Genomic DNA, 21110 nt, shown 5'->3' on the forward strand with positions numbered 1-21110 from the left:
CCCTCAATATGGAATCAGAATCTATCACCCAGTTTTATATAGATAAAAGGAAAGAAGTACCACAAAACATTAACGACAGCATTGGTCATTTTAATGTTTTTAGGCTGGAAGACTGCCTGCAACCCGGCAAACAAATAAGGTATGCCCGCAGGGATTACTACAAGGTTACTTTTGTAAGAGGTAAAAACCGCTACCATTATGCCGATAAAAGTTTAGAGGTAGACGGCACATCTCTGGTATTCTTTAACCCGCAGGTTCCATATACATGGGAATCCTTGTCAGAAGACCCAACAGGTTATTTCTGCATATTCACCGCACCATTTTTCACCGAAAAAACAAGAGGCAGTCTAAATGAATTACCCATGTTTACTCCGGGAGGTAAACCGTCTTATATACTGAATCAAACTCAGGAAGAAGCTATTGCTGCTATTTTTGAAAAAATGCTCAATGAAATCAATTCTGATTATGCCTTTAAATATGATTTACTTAGAGGCTACCTTAATGAGATTATCCACCTTGCGCTTAAAACCGAACCGGCAGAAAACCTGTACACTCACCCTAATGCCAACTCCCGCATTACTTCTGTATTCAATGAGCTGCTTGAAAGGCAATTCCCTATAGAAACACCTGTACAGCGTTTCAGTATGCGATCGGCAAATGATTTTGCACAAACCCTATCAGTACACGTTAATCACCTTAACCGCGCCATAAAACAAACTACCGGTAAAACGACTACTACCCTTATTAGTGAACGCTTACTGGCTGAAGCAAAAGCTCTTTTAAGACATACCGACTGGAATATCGCTGAAATTAGCAACTGCCTTGGCTTTGAGGAACCTTCGCATTTCAATAACTTTTTCAAGAAGAAAACCACCCAAACACCTTCCCATTACAGAAATGTTTGATTTTTGTAATTATTGGTTTGACCGGAGCAAGCCATAAGCCCTACCCTGCCCATAACTTTGTACCATAATTAAAAACGAACAATTATGGAAAACAAAGAGAAAAAAGTATGGTTTATTACCGGAGCCAGTAAAGGCTTAGGACTGGAATTTGTAAAACAGCTTTTAGCAAAAGGAAACTATGTTGCTGCTACCTCAAGGAATAAAGCCCAATTATTAGCTGCTGCCGGAGAACATGAAAATTTACTTCCGTTAGAAGTAGATCTTACCAGTGAGAATAGTGTTGAACAGGCACTACAAGCTACTGTTGCAAAATTTGGCCAACTGGACAACGTTGTTAATAATGCAGGCTACGGACTGTTAGGCGCTGTTGAGGAACTCACAGACAAGGAAGCACGTCAAAACTTTGAAGTAAATGTATTTGGCACACTCAATGTTATACGCAAAGCACTTCCCTATTTACGCGAACAGAAGTCAGGACACATTTTCAATATATCATCTGTAGGCGGTTTTATAGGAAACTTCCCGGGATTTGGTATTTATTGTGCCACTAAGTTCGCTGTAAATGGTTTCACCGAAGCCCTTTCAGAAGAAGTGAAAGACTTTAATATAAACGTAACGCTAGTATTACCGGGCTATTTCAGGACTAACTTCCTAAACTCTGATTCACTTGCGGCAACACAAAATCCAATGGAAGCCTATACTTCGGCAAGAAACTCACAGTCACTGCATGAAAACACCATTAACGGTAACCAACCCGGAGATCCTGTAAAAGGTGTTGAGCAAATTATTAAGATTTCAGAAACTGCTAATCCGCCATTATACCTTTTTCTCGGTAGTGATGCATATCAAATGGCAGAAACCAAGCTTAAAAACTTAGAACAGGAACTAAAAGCATGGGAAGGTACTACTAAAGCTACTGATTTTTAAACCTACAATTCCTGTTTTACAAAGGACTTACAGTACGTAAGTCCTTTTGTTTTTTATACCCTTCCGTTTAATTAAGCATTAAAATAAATTATCAAAATTGATTTTTTAGTATAAGATCCAAAATAAAAAGGCTGCTAATAAAATTAGCAGCCTTTGTTTTTATATAAAGAAATAAAAGGATTATTGTCCTCTCATTGCTCTTTGCTCTCTTGCAAGTAAAGTATTTTTAAGTAACATTGCAATTGTCATTGGCCCTACACCACCCGGTACCGGAGTAATGTATGATGCTTTTTTGCTAACGTTAGCAAAATCTACGTCACCTGTAATCCTGTAACCTCTTTCAGAAGTCTCATCTGGAACACGTGTAATACCCACGTCAATAATTACAGCATCATCTTTCACCATTTCTGCTTTTAGATAGTTAGGCACACCTAAAGCTGTAATGATAATATCGGCCTGAGTAGTAATCTGGCTAATGTTTTTAGTATGACTGTGTGTTAGTGTTACAGTAGAGTTACCAGGGAAACCTTTACGTCCCATAAGGATACTCATTGGTCTACCTACAATGTGGCTACGACCAATAACTACTGTATGCTTACCTGCAGTTTGTACATTGTATCGCTCTAAAAGCTCAAGAATACCAAACGGAGTAGCCGGGATAAAAGTAGTCATATCCAAAGCCATTTTACCAAAGTTCTCAGGGTGAAAACCATCAACATCCTTACTAGGGTCGATAGCCATAAGCACCTTTTGATCGTCTATCTGTTCCGGTAACGGAAGCTGTACGATAAAACCATCAATATTATCATCCTGATTAAGCTCTTCAATTTTCTTTAAAAGCTCGGTTTCAGAGATAGTACTTGGTAATTTTATAAGTGTAGACTCAAACCCAATGCGCTCGCATGCCTTTACCTTACTACCTACATAAGTAAGGCTTGCTCCGTCATTACCAACAATAACCGCTGCAAGGTGAGGTACTTTTTCACCATTGTCCTTCATTTTTTTTACCTCAGCGGCAATCTCATTCTTAATGTCTTCAGAAATTTTTTTCCCGTCTAATAACTGCATGTTATATCTGTTAATTATTATTAAAAAAGACGCGGTTACCCGCGCCTCTACAGTTTCTTATGGCCTCATGCCTTTCATACCCCCCATCATTCGCATCATGTTTTTGCCTGCACCTCCCTGCATCATCTTCATCATTTTGCTCATTTGGTCAAACTGCTTCAGCAGTTGGTTTACCTGTTGTATGGACGTACCCGATCCTTTAGCAATCCTGTTCTTTCTTTTTGCATCAAGAACAGACGGTTTGCTTCTTTCAACCGGAGTCATGGAATGTATAATAGCTTCTATATGCTTAAAAGCATCATCTTCAATCTCTACATCTTTAAGGGCTTTACCTGCACCCGGAATCATCCCGATAAGGTCTTTCATGTTACCCATTTTCTTTACCTGCTGTATTTGAGAAAGGAAATCGTCAAAACCAAATTCGTTTTTAGCGATTTTTTTCTGAAGTTTTCTTGCTTCTTCCTCATCATACTGCTCCTGCGCTCTTTCCACTAACGATACAACGTCACCCATACCAAGAATACGGTCGGCCATACGTGAAGGATAGAAAACATCAATAGCTTCCATCTTCTCACCTGTACCAATAAACTTGATTGGTTTATTTACTACCGATTTAATAGATATAGCGGCACCACCACGGGTATCACCATCTAACTTGGTAAGTATAACACCATCAAAGTTAAGTCTGTCGTTAAAAGCTTTAGCAGTATTAACAGCATCCTGACCTGTCATGGAGTCCACCACAAAAAGCGTTTCGTTTGGCTCTATGGCTTTGTGAACGTTAGCAATTTCGTTCATCATCTCCTCATCAACAGCAAGACGACCTGCGGTATCCACAATCACTACATTAAAGCCGTTTGCCTTAGCATGCTTAATAGCGTTTTGTGCAATCTCTACAGGATTTTTATTACCCTCTTCAGAGTATACCTCTACACCTATTTGCTCTCCAACTACGTGAAGCTGGTTAATCGCCGCCGGACGGTAAATATCACAGGCTACAAGTAAAGGTTTCTTGTTTTTCTTAGTCTTTAAAAAGTTAGCAAGCTTACCGGAAAAAGTAGTTTTACCCGAACCCTGTAAACCGGACATTAATATTACCGATGGATTACCCGAAAGGTTAACCCCTGCAACATCGCCACCCATAAGTTCGGTTAGCTCGTCTTTCACAAGCTTTACCATAAGCTGCCCCGGCTGTAATGTAGTCAATACATTCTCGCCAATAGCTTTTTCTTTCACCTTATTGGTAAAATCTTTAGCTATCTTAAAGTTAACGTCGGCATCAAGTAATGCCCTCCTAACTTCTTTAAGGGTATCTGCTACGTTTACTTCGGTAATCTTTCCGTGCCCTTTAAGAATATGAAAGGCTTTGTCTAACTTATCACTTAAATTATCAAACATAATTTATTGTTCAGATTTTATAAGGTGCAAATTTAAGAATTTGATTTTGAAGTTAACAGCGTTATGCAATAAAAAAACCAGCCTTTAGGACTGGTTTTCTTGAGGAAAAAACTTGAATATTAAAAAAAAACACAAACTTTACGATTATTGCATCTGTTAATCGGTGTTGATAGTAAAACAGTCATAAGGTTTTCCACCCTACCCTGATTTCATTTTTTTTTCGAAAAAATAAAAAAACCAGCCTTTTCAGACTGGTTTTTCGCACAGATAAACTTTGGCTTTTTTTAGTTTTCATAGCAATTCAAATAACTTTGAAGCTTCCGTTTATCGAAATAGATAGCTAGTTTTTCTTTTTCATTTATTGTTAATCCTTCTCTGCAAAAACAGTAAAGGATATTATTTTAATTCTTTTGGAACACCAGGGTATCTGTACCTCCGTTTCCGCCACTCACATCAATCAGGCTTATAGTGGTCGATGTTACTGTAACGACATCCCAATCATCCGTGAGATCAACAAAATCTGCCGGTGATGCAAAAGTGATATTAAAATCAACATCACCACTAGGGTTATCATCATTACTATCATCTGTAGTTACAGACCACGTACCTGTTACTGTGGTATCACCATTCACTGCGGTTAACACTCCGTTACTGCCAAAAGTAAAAGCATAATCCGTAAAGTGATTTGTTTCATCATTACCCGAGTCTACAAAAGATGTAATACTCCAGGTACCACTTTGTGCCGCACTCACTATTTGTGATGTATCTGTATTAACTGGTGAGTTATCATCATCAGAACTGCACGACAGCAATACAGTTATCAAAGTGCATGCCAACATTAATTTTAAAACATGTTTTTTCATAATTGTAGTAGTTTAAGTTAGTATTCGTTACCGTTATTTTCTCAACTACAACAATTTAACTCTTTTTTCCGATTTATTCACACAAATTCGCAAACTGATTAATAGCATTAAGCAACTCCTCATTATCTGTAACACTTATTTCATTACCATCAGGAGACAATACCACAACCGGATATGCAATCGCAGCCTGTACATTATCATTAAGATTGCTCAAAAAACCATATAACTCCATATTATCATCCACAACCACAACATCTGCAATTTGGTTTACCGTATCAAAGGTATTTACAGACAAAGGGTACTCAAATGCAATACAGGTTAAGTCACCTCCGCTTTCATTACAGGAAGACGCCTGCAACCATTGCTGTTGGGTATTTATAACCTCCTCGATATAATCAGCATATACAACTGTAACCGGGAGTTGTACCTGCACCTCATCAACATCCTGTTGAGACTGGTTGAAAACATCTTTAACAAGAGCAAAATCGGCATCGGTATCAATAGTAATTTCCTGCCCGTTTGCAATAACCACAACCGGCAGTTTAACCGAAAAACAATCGGTACTATCTATAATATTATCGGCAAACACGGGATTTTGAGTTACTTTCATCATTTTGACAGCCAACTCTGATCCCGAAAGAAGATTGCCCGAAGTATCCTGCAAAACAATATTTTCTTCACTTTGACAGGAAAACAGCAATAATGTTATGAGAATAAAAAAAATATCTATTTTTGCTTTGACGAACTTCATATACACTTTTACCGTTTTCGGACAATAATTAAACAGTTTAAAAGGGAAAATCCCTACCTGTTTGCATTATTTTTTATAATTTCACATTGATATTGCACTCCGAAAATGAAAAATAACTCCATATCGAATATTTGCGAAGAATTGCTTTTTTCCAATTTCTTCAAAACACACGTAAAAACGCTCAAAAACTATCTTTATTATAAGTTTGGTGATGAAGAACGTGCCGAAGATGTTACCCAGGAAGCTTTTATTAAGCTATGGGAAAACTGTGCCAATGTCCCTCCCGAAAAAGCCAAGTCATTTATTTACACCGTTGCAAACAATGCTTCCTTAAACCATATAGCACACCAAAAGGTTGTACTGGAGTATGCTAAAAAACACAACGGTCCCACTTCTTCCTCAGAAAGCCCGGAGTTTATTATGGAAGAAGACCAGTTTAAGATAAAACTGCAAAAGGCTATAGCCAGTCTATCTGAAGCGCAACGCACTGCTTTCCTTATGCATCGTATAGACGGCAAAAAATACTATGAGATTGCCGAGATTTTAGACATAAGCGTTAAAGCCGTAGAAAAAAGAATTCATGGTGCTTTACTACAACTGAGAAAAGAAATTGAAAATTTCAGGTAGGGTATTTATTTAATTAACTGTTTACAAATCAAAGCAACAAACATAATAATGAAAGAGGATATAAAATTAGCGAAGTGGCTTGCAGGAGAGATGGATGAAAAGGAGCTAAAGGAATTTGAATCTTTACCTGAGTTTGACACTTACAGGAAAATCGCAGAATATTCTGCTCAACTGCAGGCTCCGGAAACGGATACTGATAGACTATATAACGCTATAACAGAAAAAAGACAGGCACCGCAAACTAAAGTGGTCAAGCTACATCAGCCCTGGTTGGTGCGCATAGCTGCCGTATTGATTATTGCACTCTGCCTAACTTTTGTATTCTACACAAACAATACTACTACACAAATAGCTCAGGCTGGTGAAAAAACCGAATTCCTGCTACCGGATAAATCGGCCGTTGTTCTGAACTCAGGCTCAGAAGCCGAATTCAAATCATGGAACTGGAACAAAAAAAGAAGTGTAAACCTTACAGGTGAAGCTTACTTTAAGGTGGCAAAAGGAAAAACCTTTGATGTAAACACTCCACTTGGAAAGGTTACTGTAGTAGGCACTCAATTTAATGTAAAAGCCAGAGATAACCGCTTTGATGTTACCTGTTTTGAGGGTAAGGTTAAAGTTACTTATAAATCACAGGAAGTATTTCTAACTCCGGGCGAAAGTATTACCTTTGAAGATGGAGAAGAAATAACTATCCCAGAAACACAAGCTGCACAACCGGGCTGGATGAATAATGAAGTAACTTTTGTAAGTGAGAAGCCTGAAAATATTATTAAAGAAATAGAAAGGCATTATGCAGTAAAAATAGAGCTGGATAAAAATGTTTCCCTATCTCCTGAAAATGTATTTACAGGTACCCTGCCTATGAACGAACTTGACACTACGTTAGCCTTTTTTACAGACAAGTATCATTTAAAAGCTAAAAAAGCAGGTAAGGGCTCCGTTATTTTATCGGCCGAATGATATTAAAAAAAGGACTGTTTTTATTTTATGTACTATTTTTTTTTTTCGTCCGGGCTACCTATGCCCAGGATGCCGATAAGGCTTTGCCTTTAAAAACCATACTGGCACAAATTGAAGAACAGCACAGTGTAAAATTCAGCTACCTTAATAGTGATATCAGTCCGCTTAAAATAGTACCTCCGCAAAAAAGCTTACTTATTGGAGAAAAACTATCCTATATCAGAACCCAAACAGGTCTTAGCTTTAAACAATCGGGCAAATATATAAGCGTTTACAAACCGGTTAGCGAGGAATATATTTGTGGATATATAGTGGATGAATATACAGTCCCTATTGAAGGAGCACTAATAAGATACACTTCCCAAAACAACAAACAGGCAGAAACCGATAAGGATGGTTACTTTAAAATCGTTAGAAACAAAAATGACCTTATAGAAATAAGCCATCCCGCTTACGAACCCATTACATTAACGGTAAATAGCTTTAAAGACGATTGCCGTACTATTATCCTTAAACTTATTTTCACCACCACACTTGAAGAGATTGTTACCGAACGTTACCTTACCACCGGTATCTCTAAAAAGGATGATGGCAGCTTTATTATTAAACCTAAAAAGTTTGGTATACTTCCCGGGCTTATAGAGCCCGATGTATTGCAAACCATGCAGCAATTACCCGGTATAAGCAGTATTGATGAAACTGTTTCCAACATCAATGTAAGGGGTGGTACTCACGACCAAAATCTATTTTTATGGAACGGAATACGCCTTTTTCAAACCGGGCACTTTTTCGGGCTTATATCGGGCTTTAACCCAAACCTGCCCCATCAGATAAAAATATATAAAAACGGAACTTCTGCCTTTTATGGAGAGAGCGTATCGAGTGTGGTTGATATATCTTCAAGATCTGAAAACATAGACGAAAGCAGCTTTGGCATAGGAACGAATATGATTAACGCCGATTTCTATTCGGTTGTAAAACTATCCGAAAAATCAGGATTGGAACTATCGGCCAGACGATCTTTTACCGATGCTATAGACCTTCCGGCTTACAGCAAATATTCAAAAAGGATTTTCCAAAACACAGTAGTTACCGAACTTAGCAACAGTAACGATGTTAACTATAAAAGCGACAAGGAGTTCTACTTCTATGATTTTACCGGACAATACCACCTTAAAACCAGCGACAAGAGCGACTTATTTATTGATTTTATAGGCATAAACAATGAGCTCGATTTTACTCAGGGAACTATTACTTCTACCCGTGTACTAGTAAAAAACAGCAACCTGTCCCAGCTTACTCTTGGAGGATCTGCCACATGGAAATCACAATGGAATGAAAAAAACTATGGTGAAATTACCTTATACGGTTCTTACTACCATGTAAACGGAAATAACGAAGCCTTATTAAACAATCAGGTTGTAGAGCAGGAAAACAACATAGTAGATACCGGCTTACGTTTAAGCAACCGTACCAACCTACAACCATACTTAACATTACATACAGGCTACCAATACAGCGAACTGGGAATAAAAAATACTAACAGGATAAACTCTCCTGATTATTTCCAAACCACAAAAGATGTACTAAGAAGTCATGCACTTATAGGCGAAGCAGAATACAATCCCGAAGACAGTAAATTTTATGCAAAATTTGGACTTAGAGGTAACTATTTTTCCAGCCTGTCTACTTTTCTTTTAGAGCCAAGATTACAGTTTAATTACACTATTAATAACAAGTGGAAACTCGAAGCTTTGGGAGAATTTAAAAGCCAAGCCACTTCTCAGGTTGCCGAGGTACAGCAGGACTTTTTAGGCATTGAAAAAAGAAGGTGGATAATGGCAAACGGAAATGATATCCCTATACAAAAAGGCAGACAGATATCGGCGGGTGTATATTATAAATCGGGAGGATGGCAGGTCTCACTCGAAAACTTTTACAAAAAAGTATCGGGTATTACAACTGCCGAACAGGGTTTTCAAAACCAGCTTGAGCTCCTTAACCTAACAGGTGACTACAGGGTTTTTGGAACAGAGTTTCTGGTACAAAAACAGTTTCATGGCTTTTATGCATGGTTTAGCTACACCTGGAACAATAACAAATATGACTTTAAAGAGTTTAGCCAGTCTAAGTTCCCAAATAATCTTGAATTAAAACACACCATTAATTGTGCTGCCACTTACGAATGGAAAAAACTTAAACTTGCCTTAGGAGGCAAATGGTTTACGGGAAGACCCGAAACAATACCTCTAAGTAATGACCCCGTATACAACACTCCCGGGTATCCAGAAATAAGCTACGCATCACCAAATGATGACAACATAGAGAACTTCTTTCAGGTTAATTTCTCTACCCTTTATTCTTTAAAGCTTAAAAACATGGCTACCCTGCAAATGGGAATCTCTATATTAAATGTGTTAAACAAAAAGAATATAATAAATCGCTATTACCGTATCAATGATGAAACCGATCTTATTGAAGTAGTAAATACCTATTCGGTTGAAAGAACACCAAATGCTATGATAAGATTAAAATTCTAAATAAAAAAATCTGCCATATGGCAGATTTTTTTATTTCAACTATTATTTAATCAATTAGTTTTTTATAAGCTTTTGAGTACCGATTCTGTTATCAGAGAATCTAACATTAACAATATATACCCCACTTTGTAACTGAGAAAGATTCATTTTCTCACTTGTTCCTGAATAAACAATCTGACCAAGTGTATTCACAACTGTTACATTACTTATACTGCTTCCTTCTACTGTTTGAATTTCAGCAATATCTACAACAGGGTTAGGAAATAAACTAAATGCTGTTGTATTAAAATCTTCAACTCCTAATGTTTGAGAAAACCCCTGTAGATAAACAGACATTGGGAAATACCCCTGACCACCATTAAAAACAGCATCCGGCACTTCAATTCTAAACGAATGCTCACCCGCAGCAAGATCGCCAAGCTCAATTACCCTGATTGGAATTTTATCACCAGGACACCAGTTATTCCAAGACCAAGCAGCATCATTATCAGGTAATGGTGGTGAAGGGTTTTGATAGCAGTCATAATATATACAGCTAGGCTGAGTATTATAATTAAAGAAAGGAACACAAGAAACCCCTCCTGGTTTGTAAGTCGCAACCTCTACATCATCTAAATAAACATAATGCTGTCTTCTTATGTACTCCTCCCCACCTGAGTTAGATCCGTGGTTTGAAGTAATAAGGTAAAACTTAGCATTAGGTAAAGCCTCTTCAAGGGTAAAGTTTATTGTTCTAACTGTCTCTCCCAGTACATCTGTACCGTCAAGAGTATAGTTTTTAAGCTCATATTTGTATGATAGCGGTTTAAAAACGTTATCATCTCCATTAGTTATAAGAGGATCATTTGTAGAAGTAAACTCTAAGTTACCCTGATAAACATCAATTCTGTTTTCACATCCGTCTATTTCATTTGCAGCTCCATCAACATTAGGTGTACCCTGATGTCCATAAACCTCTAGCTCTACCCACAGGTCATATACTGAAGTAATATTTTCATCATGAAATATTTGTGTAATATTATCTAAGTCAAATTCATATGGCACTTCCTGAAGCGTAGCATTCATATCCATAAAAGGAGTAATAAAACGCCCAAGTTCTATCCTGTCTACCTCATTATATACATAAGTGGTTTGTCCTTTTGGAACAAAAGCAAGGTTTACATTACCAATCCTGTCATAGTTATCACATAACGGATTTAAAGTAACAGTCATTGTTAACGTATTACCAAACGAAGCTAATTGTTCTTCGGTTAGCATTTTCCCGTAAGATGAGTTACTGTTACGAATAGCACCTTCCGGAACCGGTTCATTAACCAGTCCATTATACATCCCATAAAATACGGCTTCCTCAAAAACCTGTAAGGTATACGGCTCTTCCTGTGCTCTTAGCGTAGGGCTGCTAAATAAAGAGAAACACAAAAAAGAAGCAAAAAGTAGTTTTTTTCTCATAGTTAATAGTTAAGCATGTGTTAAGGCGCGAAATTTAATAATTTTTTTGCAAAAAAACCTAACTTATCTAACTACTTTATGAAAAAGTATTAAAACTGGAAATAAATAAACGGTTGTGGCCCTGCAGAAGCTGTTGCATATACTAACCAGTAAGCCAGTCCTAAAATAACAGCCTTAAGCACTAACGGCATTTTATTAAAGGCTTGTTTCATAAATTGAGTAAAGCCTTCCGGAAGGAAATGCCACACATAACCTATTAACATTAAAAGGAATACATTTTTATATCCTAGCACTATAGTTTGCCATTTTTCGGGCTCAAAAGTCACTTTACCAATATTATTAATCACATCTAGTGCTGTAGTAAAATCTTTAGCTCTAAAGAATATCCAGCAAAAGGCTACAAAATGAAAGGTAAGAACAACCGAGAATACTTTCCATATTGCCGACCCAATAGTGGTTTTACTATTCTTTTTTGAAGGGAAAAACTCCAAAAATATCTTGTGTACCGAAAGTGCCATACCGTGCAATGCTCCCCAAATAATAAAACGAAGGCTTGCGCCGTGCCATAATCCGCCCAAAAGCATTGTAGTCATAAGGTTGGAATTGGTATACATAGTTTTTTCCTTGTTTTTGGAAAGCACAAACGTAAGTATAAATAACAGGGTGGCACCAAGGCTTAATATAAACGGCAGGTTACTATCAGGTCCATATGTTACACCCCAAAGTATTAAACCAAAAAAGAATAACGACGGAAATAAAAACCCTGCAAAAGTCCCTTTTCTGTTCCCTCCTACAGATATGTATAAAAAGTCTTTTAACCATGTTGAAAGCGAGATATGCCATCTTCTCCAAAACTCAGTAATAGACGACGACTTATATGGTGTATGGAAGTTAGGCGGAAGCTCAAAACCAAGTAATAAAGCTATACCTATTGCCATATCAGAATATCCTGAAAAATCACAATATATCTGCAATGTATAGCCATAGGTTGCCATAAGATTTTCAAAAGCCGTATAACTGTTTGGCGCATCAAAAACACGATCTACAAAGTTGATTGAAATATAGTCAGATATTACCGCCTTTTTTATAAGTCCTCCAATAATAAGGAACAACCCGTAGTTAACTTCTTCCCTTGATATATGAAGCTTTTCGTAAATTTTTGGTATAAAATCTTTAGCCCTTACAATAGGTCCTGCTACCAGTTGCGGGAAAAACGACACAAAGAAAACATAATCCGGGAAGCTTTTTGCCGGCGTAATCTCTTTCCTGTATATCTCTATAGTATAACTAATGGACTGGAAGGTATAGAACGATATACCCACCGGAAGTATAATATCCTGAAAATCAAAACTACCTCCAAAAAGATCATTATAACTCCCTATAAGGAAATTGGTATATTTAAAATAGGCTAAAAAACTAAGGTTCACCACCACACTAAACCATACATACAGTTTTCGTTTAAATGTATCGGTTTCCCGGTATAAAAAATAACTCAGTGTATAATCGAGCGACGTAGTAAACAACAGCAGCAAAAAATAAAAGCCACTGGACTGCTGATAGAAATACAATGAGAACGCGATTACGTAAAATATCCTTAGGCGGAAAGTATTTCGCAACAAAAGATAAATCCCATAAAACACAACAAACAGCTTAAGGAAGCGGGCCGAATTAAACAGCAAAGGTTCTTTTGGATTATATGCGAACCACGCCAACACGTCCTGCCAAGATGAAATTTGCGGCACAAAATCTGTAAACTGCATTATTCCCTGTTTGTTTTAAAATTATTATATGCGTTTAAAAATGCTTCGGTAAACTGTATACCCTGTTGTTTGTATCCGTCTCTTGAATAATGTACCCTGTCTGAAGACATCAATCCTTTTTTGGCATTATCGTTTACACTGAACAACCCTCCCATTACCGTAAACAAATCCCAGGTAGCATAATCTTTTTCGGTTTCTTCAACACAAAGGCTTTTTGCATAATCGGCTACAAAAGTATTAGGATACTTCCTCTTAAACAGAGAAGGTGGCGGAGTAGTAACCAAAATACAAACATAAGGGTTTGCCGCCCTAACACTGTCTATAAAACCATTCATCTGCTCCATATAATCTGAAGCAGACATTTTATCAAAAGACTCGTTAGTCCCTAATGAAATCACAATCAAATCGGGTTCAAGCGCCCTTAATTGATCAAAAAACATAGGATACTTATTGTAATCAGAACTTTTTGCACCGTTTACGCCTATAGCATGATACAAAACTCCGGCATTATCTTTTTCTAACACAACACCGTTAAGATTGTATTGTTTTTGGTTTTTATTAGCCAGCAGATATATTTTTGACAGGGCTTCCTCACTGTAATAATAACTATAAGTACTATCCTGCTGCAACGCAAGAGGAATAAACTCCGATCTTTCTATCTCTTTCTTTACCTTTTCCCCTGTTGGTATTTTTAAAGTCTTTCCTGCTCGTATATTATTATTGCGCAACCCGTTTGCTTTTTTAATCTCCGATACGGTTGTGCCATACTTTTGTGCTATTAACGAAAGTGCATCACCACTTTTAATTTTATGTGTTATCACCTTTGGTTCGGTTGACTCCAGTATAATAGTTTTTGAACTCGTAGCCACATCAAACATTGGCAGATTATGCGGCGTAATAATTTTTATAGTATTAAAGGCATTGGCAGTATCACGAGGCTCAATAGCCATAGCAAAATCTTCGTTAGTAGTTAGTGCTATACCACTTAAACCTACTTCGGTTCCGTCCGGACTGTAAACATTTCTTCTGTTTTCCCAGGCAGCATTAGACGAAAACTTCACACTATACCCTCCGTTGGTTTTAGCTAAGTTATACGGAAAAGAAAAACCCGCACCGGCATTCCCAAACTCCTGCTGTAGTTTTTCACGAATAGCTCCAGTAATTAAATCGGCCTGGATATGTGAATCACCTATATGCACAATATTTACATGCCCTTTACCTTCGGTCTCTATTTGGAATAATTTTTCAAAAACTGAATTTAAAACTGATGAATTGGTAATGATATTATCAGAAAGTATCACAGTACTATCTATAACAATACTGTCCATACTCACCTCGGTAGAATCAGTATCCACCTGAGCCAATGCATTAGCAAAAAAGAATAATGCAAATACTATGAAACCTAACTTCTTAACCATTAATACTGTCTTTTAAAACGGTTATAGAATCGTTTTCCTTTACCGGAACTTCTTCCTCTACTTTCGGTTCAGCTGCTTTCTTTAGAGTTTTATATTTCTCGTAACCATTTATAAGCTGCGTATAAATAAGATCGGCTACTTTTTTGGCACCTCTGTAGTTAAAGTGAGTATAATCTTTATTAGCCATAGCAGGCACTTCCTCATCTACCCATTTTACCATTGAGCCATCACCTCCCATAAGTGTATACAGATTCACAAACCCTGACTCGGTTTGTACAGCATAACGCTTTTGTGCCAGTGTTAAAGGCACAACAGCCGAATCTGTTTTCATTTCCATATCATACTTGGTAGCCTTATCGGCTGTAGAAATGATAAGTATATCCACACCCGGAAAACATTCCCTTAGGTGATTTACAACAATACCCATACGTTTTTCATACCAGGTATAATTGTACGAACCGTAATTTAAAACATTAGTACCGTAGTGTAACACTATAAGATCATAGCCAAGCTTATCATTAAAAGCTTTCATAACACCGGTATTGAACAGCGATATAGGCAAACCCGAATTCCCCCTGTTAGAAAAATTATCTACATGTACACCTTTACCGTTATCAAAATTAAATCCGTAAAACGGAATAGAATCTGCCTTAATGAAGTCGGCTTCAAGCGACCTTGGATTAGCCGAAGTAACTAGTAATGTATTAAGCTTATTTACAGGGTTAAGTTTTTTTACAAGAGTATCTTTCCCGGCTATAAATTCCACACTAGCTTCGGCATTATTACTCTTACCATAAAACAGTGTAGGGCTGTTAAGCCTGTTCATGTGCCTTAAACCTCCTGCCCTGTATTTTACCCATGTAGGTTTAACAGTATCGTGTTTTGTAAAGAATACATATCCGTTAACGCCAAACGGGCTGTCAGGACGTTTTACATTTAAGTAGGACTGTGTTTTCCAGTTGCCCGAATACTGGTGTTGTACCGAAGCACGGGAACCCGCCGACTCTGATGTGATATTTACAAAACCTACTCCCTCACCTCCAAATTTCTCCTGAAGGTTAGACCTGAAGTCCTGCACTATCATATCACCATCGGTCATAGAGTCACCAAAATAGGCAATCCTCACATTACCGCTTCCGGTTTCTTCCAGTTCGTATAATTTTTGGAAAAGAGCAACAAGATGCTGATACCCTTTGTACTGTTCAAAAGTCTCGGGCGGAAACTGTATACCGTGTTTTTCCTCAAAAACAATTTCTGATTCCTCCAGTGTATCCACCTCTGCCACAGCAGCAGTATCTTCTGCCTTTATTGCCTTTTCTACCTCAATAGCATCCAGCAGTAAACTATCTACCACTACATTTTTGCTAACGGTTTCGGTTTCTGTAAAAATCTTTTCAGGTAAAAAAGATTTAAAGCCAACAAATGCCGCTATTGACAATACTACAATAGCGAACGACTGTAAAAAGTAAGGCTTATTTTTCTGACTCACAAAACTGGATGTTTATTACATTCTTTCAGGTACACCTATACCTAACAGAGCAAAAGCAGATTTTATTGTCTCACCCACTTTTTTAGACAGCTGTATCCTGAATATTTTTTCGGTTTCTACTTCAGACCCCAATATGGTTACAGTTTGGTAGAAAGAATTATACTCTCTTACCAACTCGTAAATATAGTTGGCTATTAATGCCGGACTATGGCTTTCGGCAGCATTTTGTATAACTTCAGGATACTGAGCAATTAACTTAAGTACTGTTTTTTCTTTTTCGTGAAGCACCACATCAGCACTGCTTAAAGGTGCAGAAAAATCAAAGTCAGCCTTACGGATAAGCGACTGTATCCTTGCATAAGTATATTGTATAAACGGACCTGTATTACCTGCAAAATCTACCGATTCCTCCGGGTTAAACAGTATTCGTTTTTTAGGATCTACTTTTAGTATGTAATATTTTAAAGCTCCCATACCTATTGTTTTGTACAGGTTAGTTTTTTCCTCTTCACTATAACCTTCAAGTTTGCCAAGCTCTTCAGATATCTGCTTTGCAGTAGCAGTCATTTCATTCATTAAATCATCAGCATCTACAACAGTACCTTCACGGCTCTTCATTTTTCCTGACGGAAGATCAACCATACCGTAAGACAGGTGATAAAGGCTTGCAGCCCAATCGTATCCTAATTTTTTAAGAATTAGGAAAAGTACCTTAAAGTGATAATCCTGCTCGTTACCCACAGTATATACCATACCGCCTACATCAGGATAATCTTTTACACGCTGAATTGCAGTACCTATATCCTGAGTAATATATACCGATGTACCGTCAGAACGAAGTACCAGTTTCTCATCAAGCCCTTCATCTGTAAGATCAATCCATACTGAACCGTCTTCCTTTTTAAAGAACACGCCTCTTGCTAAACCGTCTTCCACCACATCTTTACCTAAAAGGTAAGTATTACTCTCATAGTAGTAGCTATCAAAGTTAACCCCAAGGTTTTTATATGTAGTTGCAAAACCGTCGTAAACCCACTGGTTCATTTTTTTCCAAAGTGCAATTACTTCGGGATCTCCGGCTTCCCATTTACGTAGCATTTCTTTGGCTTCCTGCATTACTTCCGTATTGTTACGGGCAGCATCATTAATTTCAGAAACCAAACCATCTATTTTATCTTCTAAAGAAATAATTGGCTTCAATAAAGTATCGACCTCTTTAAAAGGTTTTGATTTTACTAAATCATCCTGTGCGTTTTTCCTGAAAGCAGAAAAAACTTTAGAAATTGTAGAACCCGACTCAAGACCATTTTTAATCTCGGCAGCCAGTTCGCTATCAAAAGAAGTTATTTTTTCAAAATCCAGTTGCGCTATCTTATCGTCACGCATAGCTGTAAATTTTTGAATCTCTGTATTAAAACCGCTAAGTTTTTCACCGCTATTGGTTTTATCCAGAGAAAAATCTCCTTTTACAAAAGCTTCAAAAATTGGTTTAGCTTGTTTTCTAAGATCATTCTCAAACTCCACATAAAAATTACCTACAAGCTTATCTCCTTTTAAGCCTGTGCTTTCGGGAGTTTGCCCGTTACCAAATTTTTGCCATGCCAGCATCGATTTACAAATATGTATACCCCTATCGTTAATAATTTGGGTTTTATATACTTTTTTACCTGATGCTTTTATTATCTCGGCTACCGAATAACCTAAAAGGTTATTACGCACGTGACCTAAGTGAAGTGGTTTATTTGTATTTGGTGAAGAATACTCTACCATTACAGCCTTGTCTCCCGGTTCCGGAGATAACAGTCCGTAATTCTCATCTTCTTTTATATCATTAAAAAAGTTTACATAATAGGCATCTGCAATAACAATATTAAGGAAGCCCGATACTACATTGTATCGGTCAACAATCTCTGAGTTATCTGCAAGGTACTGGCCTATTTTATTTCCCAGCTCTACCGGATTACTTTTTACAAGCTTTAGCAAAGGGAAAATAACCATGGTAATATCGCCTTCAAACTCCCTTCGTGTTGCCTGTAGTTCAACCTTTTCAAGGGTTACACCAAACAATTCGTTTATCGCTTTTTCGATATGGGAAGTAAGTATTTGTGACAATGCCATTTTTATAATGTTTTTAAGCCTGCAAAGATAAAATATTTGCCTGACAGGCTAAAAGGAAAATCTCTAAAATAATTACTGCAATCATATTTTAAATCACACTCTCATTTCACCCCTAAAACTAACACACAACACACCCTTACAAACAATTATAACAACTACTACCCCTCTATTAATGAGCCCTTTTAAAAAAAGAAGAAAAAAAACATGTTAAAATATGTAACATTTCCTGCACTCTATTGTCTTATGTGTAACAAAGCGGATAAATAGATTTAAAAACGTTTTGGAGGATTTTGTGTAGCGCATATGTTTTAAAAACTACACGAAGACATCATCAATCATCAATCAATTTTCGAACAAATGAAATTCAAATTGCTTTTTGCGCTCCTGTTTGGGAGCCTATTCTCTATGTATGCTCAAAACCCGGGCAGTATAACGGGAGAGGTTAACGATAAAAACTCTAAAGAACCTCTACCATATGTTAGCATAGTTGTAAAAGACGGTGACAAAGTAGTTACCGGAATCATTACAGACGACAACGGTAAGTTCAATATCAAAAACCTTCCGCTAGCCAAATACTCTGTTGAAGCCCAGTTTATGGGATACAAAACCTTTAAAAGAGACATTACTCTTGGCGAGGGTGTAAAAACGTTTGACATGGGCACCATCACTCTTACTGAAGAAGCTACCCAATTACAGGAAGTGGAGATTGTAAAAGAGGTATCTACCATTGAACAGAAACTGGACCGCAAGGTTATCACCGTAGGTCGTGACCTTACTACCGCAGGAGGAACTGCCGGTGAGATTATGAACAATATACCTAGTGTAAATGTAGATCAGGATGGTAACATTTCCCTTCGTGGTAATCAAAACGTAAGAATACTGGTAGACGGAAGACCTACTAATATTAGTCCGGCGCAGTTATTAAAACAAATCCCTTCTACTTCTATCAAAAAAATAGAACTTATAACCAACCCTAGTGCCAAGTATAACCCAGAGGGTATGTCGGGTATTATCAATATCATCCTGCACAAAAACACCAACGATGGGTTTAACGGCAACTTTAATTCCGGGATTACCTTTGGTAAGGTACCTAAGTACAATAACTCGCTTGATATGAACTACCGTTCGGGCAAAGTGAATTTCTTTACCAATATGGGTAATAACTTAGGTAAGCGTTATAACTGGGGAGAGGTTTACAGAAACAGCCCAAACCTTAACTCGTTTCAGGATTTAGATATTTACAATGATAACGAGAACTACTTTGGTAAATTCGGACTGGATTTTTACATCAATGACAACAACACTATTTCTGCATACGTAAACCTAAATAGTTTTGATGCCGAATCCAGAATAGACATAGGTATTGATTACCTGAACGACGCGGAAGACGATACTTCACAAATTTCTGATTTTATTAGCGGAAACCATAATAACACTTACAACCTTGCTTACAAGCATAAGTTTGACAAAGAAGGTCATACTCTTGATTTTGAAGGAAACCTAAATGATACCAAAAGCGCTCAGGCAGGTGTTTATAATATTGTTGCAGGAACCACTCCAAGTAACTATGTAGACAGGGTTGAAGACACACGTCAAAATGCGACTTTAAACCTTGATTATGTAAATCCGCTTAGTGATAAATCAAAACTGGAACTAGGTGCTGAGGCAAGGTTAATCCGTTCAGACAACGATTACCAAACAACCAACCCGTTAATCACTAACCCGGTTTCTGATTATTCTTATGATGCCGATATTTATTCTGCTTATGCAACATTCGGGCAAAAATTTGAAAAGTTCGGGTATCAGGTAGGAGCACGTTTTGAGAGTTATAAGGTAAAAGCAAGATCTGTAACCGGTAACGTAAATTTTGACGATGATTATATTACGGTTTACCCATCGGCATACCTAACCTATAGCCTTGACCAAAAGAACATGTTTCAGTTAAGCTACAGCCGTCGTGTAGACAGACCGAGTTTAGAACAAACAAAACCTATAAGGGAGTTCTCTACACCATTGATTACTTCATTAGGTAACCCAGAGCTTGAACCTCAGTTCACCAATTCGGTTGAACTTAACTATACCAAAATGTTTGGCAAGGGCTCTTCAATCACAGGAGGGGTATTTTACCGACTTATAAACGATGAGATTAGCAGGGTTTTATATCCTGATGAAACCACAGAGAATCAAAATGACCAGATAATGAGTTTTGACAACTATGACAAAAACAACTCTTATGGTTTTGAACTTTCGGCAAATTACAGAATCGCAAAGTGGATAGACATACAACCGGCAATCGATTTTTCGAGCATTTCGCAAAAAGGTGCTGTAAGTATACTGCAACCTGACGGAGAGTATGATTTTGTAATCAAATCGATAGACGCTAATGCTTTTAACGCCAGGTTAAACGCAAACTTAAGAGTTAATCAAAGACTGAGTTTTATACTGTTTGGTTTTTACAGAGGCCCTGTTAACGGAGTACAAAACAACAGCAAAGAAATGTACAAGGTAGACTCGGGTGTTCGTTACAGCCTTCTTGACGATAAAATGTCATTAAGCCTTCGCTTTAACGACATGTTCAAAACCATGCGCTATGCCTTTGACAGCCAAAACCCATTCCCACAGGGAGGACAGTTCCGTTGGGAAAGTCAAACGGTTTATTTCAACCTGAACTACAGGTTTGGTGGTGGTAAAAACAGAGCTATGCAACGCAAGTACCGTGACAACAATACAAAACAGAGCAGCGGAGGCATGTTCTAAAAAATATATAAAGTAAACAAATAGAGTGAAATTTCGTTTTTTCAATCATTTGAGATTAGTAGTTAGTTAAAAGAAAA

At 37.4% G+C, this 21110-nt stretch carries 14 protein-coding genes and 2 pseudogenes; 6 read left to right on the forward strand and 10 right to left on the reverse strand.

The window, feature by feature from the left end; all coding sequences use genetic code 11:
• The first annotated feature begins 8 nt into the window (after positions 1-8).
• Entirely contained in the window at positions 9-905 is an 897-nt protein-coding gene (locus GN157_RS07545; RefSeq protein WP_157482645.1) for an AraC family transcriptional regulator, read from the forward strand.
• A gap of 84 nt (positions 906-989) precedes the next feature.
• Positions 990-1832 carry an SDR family NAD(P)-dependent oxidoreductase gene (locus GN157_RS07550; protein ID WP_157482647.1) on the forward strand — a complete coding sequence of 281 codons (843 nt, stop codon included), beginning with the start codon at positions 990-992 and terminating at the stop codon, positions 1830-1832.
• 180 nt (positions 1833-2012) lie between these two features.
• Here the strand turns inward: GN157_RS07550 and GN157_RS07555 are convergent, their stop codons facing one another.
• The 4 genes from GN157_RS07555 to GN157_RS07570 all read right to left on the reverse strand — a co-directional run bounded on the left by GN157_RS07555 (position 2013) and on the right by GN157_RS07570 (position 5912).
• On the reverse strand, positions 2013-2900 hold the full coding sequence (locus GN157_RS07555; RefSeq protein ID WP_157482649.1) for a bifunctional 5,10-methylenetetrahydrofolate dehydrogenase/5,10-methenyltetrahydrofolate cyclohydrolase: 888 nt from the start codon (positions 2898-2900) through the stop codon (positions 2013-2015).
• A 57-nt stretch (positions 2901-2957) separates the two neighbouring features.
• Positions 2958-4298, reverse strand: a complete 1341-nt coding sequence (ffh, locus tag GN157_RS07560; protein ID WP_035130085.1) for a signal recognition particle protein — start codon at positions 4296-4298, stop codon at positions 2958-2960.
• A gap of 401 nt (positions 4299-4699) precedes the next feature.
• Entirely contained in the window at positions 4700-5161 is a 462-nt protein-coding gene (locus GN157_RS07565; RefSeq protein ID WP_231749082.1) for a hypothetical protein, read from the reverse strand.
• Positions 5162-5234: 73 nt separating this feature from the next.
• On the reverse strand, positions 5235-5912 hold the full coding sequence (locus tag GN157_RS07570; RefSeq protein WP_157482651.1) for a hypothetical protein: 678 nt from the start codon (positions 5910-5912) through the stop codon (positions 5235-5237).
• A 105-nt stretch (positions 5913-6017) separates the two neighbouring features.
• On the opposite strand from GN157_RS07570, the gene GN157_RS07575 reads away from it, so the two are divergent.
• The 3 genes from GN157_RS07575 to GN157_RS07585 are packed head-to-tail and all read left to right on the forward strand — an operon-like array spanning position 6018 to position 10042.
• On the forward strand, positions 6018-6539 hold the full coding sequence (locus GN157_RS07575; RefSeq protein WP_157482652.1) for an RNA polymerase sigma factor: 522 nt from the start codon (positions 6018-6020) through the stop codon (positions 6537-6539).
• 48 nt (positions 6540-6587) lie between these two features.
• A complete protein-coding gene (locus tag GN157_RS07580) occupies positions 6588-7502 on the forward strand; it encodes a FecR family protein (protein ID WP_157482654.1) in 915 nt (304 codons plus the stop codon).
• Positions 7499-10042 (forward strand): TonB-dependent receptor, encoded by a 2544-nt coding sequence (locus GN157_RS07585; RefSeq protein ID WP_157482656.1) that lies wholly within the window; start codon positions 7499-7501, stop codon positions 10040-10042. The genes GN157_RS07580 and GN157_RS07585 overlap by 4 nt, the downstream gene beginning before the upstream one ends.
• Before the next feature lie 54 nt (positions 10043-10096).
• On the opposite strand, the gene GN157_RS07590 is transcribed toward GN157_RS07585, so the two are convergent.
• From GN157_RS07590 to argS (GN157_RS18075), 6 genes and pseudogenes are all read right to left on the reverse strand, one after another.
• The gene (locus tag GN157_RS07590) at positions 10097-11491 is read right to left on the reverse strand and encodes a peptide-N-glycosidase F-related protein (RefSeq protein WP_157482658.1); all 1395 of its coding nucleotides are present in this window, start codon (positions 11489-11491) and stop codon (positions 10097-10099) included.
• A gap of 89 nt (positions 11492-11580) precedes the next feature.
• Complete coding sequence (locus GN157_RS07595) at positions 11581-13251, reverse strand: MBOAT family O-acyltransferase (protein WP_157482660.1); 1671 nt, start codon at positions 13249-13251, stop codon at positions 11581-11583.
• Positions 13251-14669, reverse strand: coding sequence for a LysM peptidoglycan-binding domain-containing protein (locus GN157_RS07600; RefSeq protein WP_157482662.1), 1419 nt, complete (start codon positions 14667-14669; stop codon positions 13251-13253). Before GN157_RS07600 ends, GN157_RS07595 begins: the two co-directional genes overlap by 1 nt.
• Complete coding sequence (locus tag GN157_RS07605; RefSeq protein ID WP_317163518.1) at positions 14662-16158, reverse strand: SGNH/GDSL hydrolase family protein; 1497 nt, start codon at positions 16156-16158, stop codon at positions 14662-14664. The genes GN157_RS07600 and GN157_RS07605 overlap by 8 nt, the downstream gene beginning before the upstream one ends.
• Before the next feature lie 15 nt (positions 16159-16173).
• Positions 16174-17331 (reverse strand): annotated as a pseudogene (gene argS, locus GN157_RS18070) (arginine--tRNA ligase); the annotation flags it as partial.
• Between the two features lie 303 nt (positions 17332-17634).
• Positions 17635-18276 (reverse strand): annotated as a pseudogene (gene argS, locus GN157_RS18075) (arginine--tRNA ligase domain-containing protein); the annotation flags it as partial.
• A gap of 357 nt (positions 18277-18633) precedes the next feature.
• On the opposite strand from argS (GN157_RS18075), the gene GN157_RS07615 reads away from it, so the two are divergent.
• Positions 18634-21033: a TonB-dependent receptor domain-containing protein gene (locus GN157_RS07615; protein ID WP_157482666.1), complete on the forward strand. Its 2400-nt coding sequence runs from the start codon at positions 18634-18636 to the stop codon at positions 21031-21033.
• Positions 21034-21110 lie beyond the last annotated feature (77 nt).

Origin of the sequence: Flavobacterium rakeshii (genome assembly GCF_009741375.1) — a bacterium.
GTDB classification, from domain to species: domain Bacteria; phylum Bacteroidota; class Bacteroidia; order Flavobacteriales; family Flavobacteriaceae; genus Flavobacterium; species Flavobacterium rakeshii.

Coding starts and splice junctions, on each gene's coding strand:
- GN157_RS07600 (WP_157482662.1), bottom strand. CDS start 14,669: ATGGTTAAGAAGTTAGGTTTCATAGTATTTGCATTATTCTTTTTTGCT.
- GN157_RS07590 (WP_157482658.1), bottom strand. CDS start 11,491: ATGAGAAAAAAACTACTTTTTGCTTCTTTTTTGTGTTTCTCTTTATTT.
- GN157_RS07615 (WP_157482666.1), top strand. CDS start 18,634: ATGAAATTCAAATTGCTTTTTGCGCTCCTGTTTGGGAGCCTATTCTCT.
- GN157_RS07545 (WP_157482645.1), top strand. CDS start 9: ATGGAATCAGAATCTATCACCCAGTTTTATATAGATAAAAGGAAAGAA.
- GN157_RS07585 (WP_157482656.1), top strand. CDS start 7,499: ATGATATTAAAAAAAGGACTGTTTTTATTTTATGTACTATTTTTTTTT.
- GN157_RS07580 (WP_157482654.1), top strand. CDS start 6,588: ATGAAAGAGGATATAAAATTAGCGAAGTGGCTTGCAGGAGAGATGGAT.
- GN157_RS07565 (WP_231749082.1), bottom strand. CDS start 5,161: ATGAAAAAACATGTTTTAAAATTAATGTTGGCATGCACTTTGATAACT.
- GN157_RS07550 (WP_157482647.1), top strand. CDS start 990: ATGGAAAACAAAGAGAAAAAAGTATGGTTTATTACCGGAGCCAGTAAA.
- ffh (WP_035130085.1), bottom strand. CDS start 4,298: ATGTTTGATAATTTAAGTGATAAGTTAGACAAAGCCTTTCATATTCTT.
- GN157_RS07595 (WP_157482660.1), bottom strand. CDS start 13,251: ATGCAGTTTACAGATTTTGTGCCGCAAATTTCATCTTGGCAGGACGTG.
- GN157_RS07555 (WP_157482649.1), bottom strand. CDS start 2,900: ATGCAGTTATTAGACGGGAAAAAAATTTCTGAAGACATTAAGAATGAG.
- GN157_RS07575 (WP_157482652.1), top strand. CDS start 6,018: ATGAAAAATAACTCCATATCGAATATTTGCGAAGAATTGCTTTTTTCC.
- GN157_RS07570 (WP_157482651.1), bottom strand. CDS start 5,912: ATGAAGTTCGTCAAAGCAAAAATAGATATTTTTTTTATTCTCATAACA.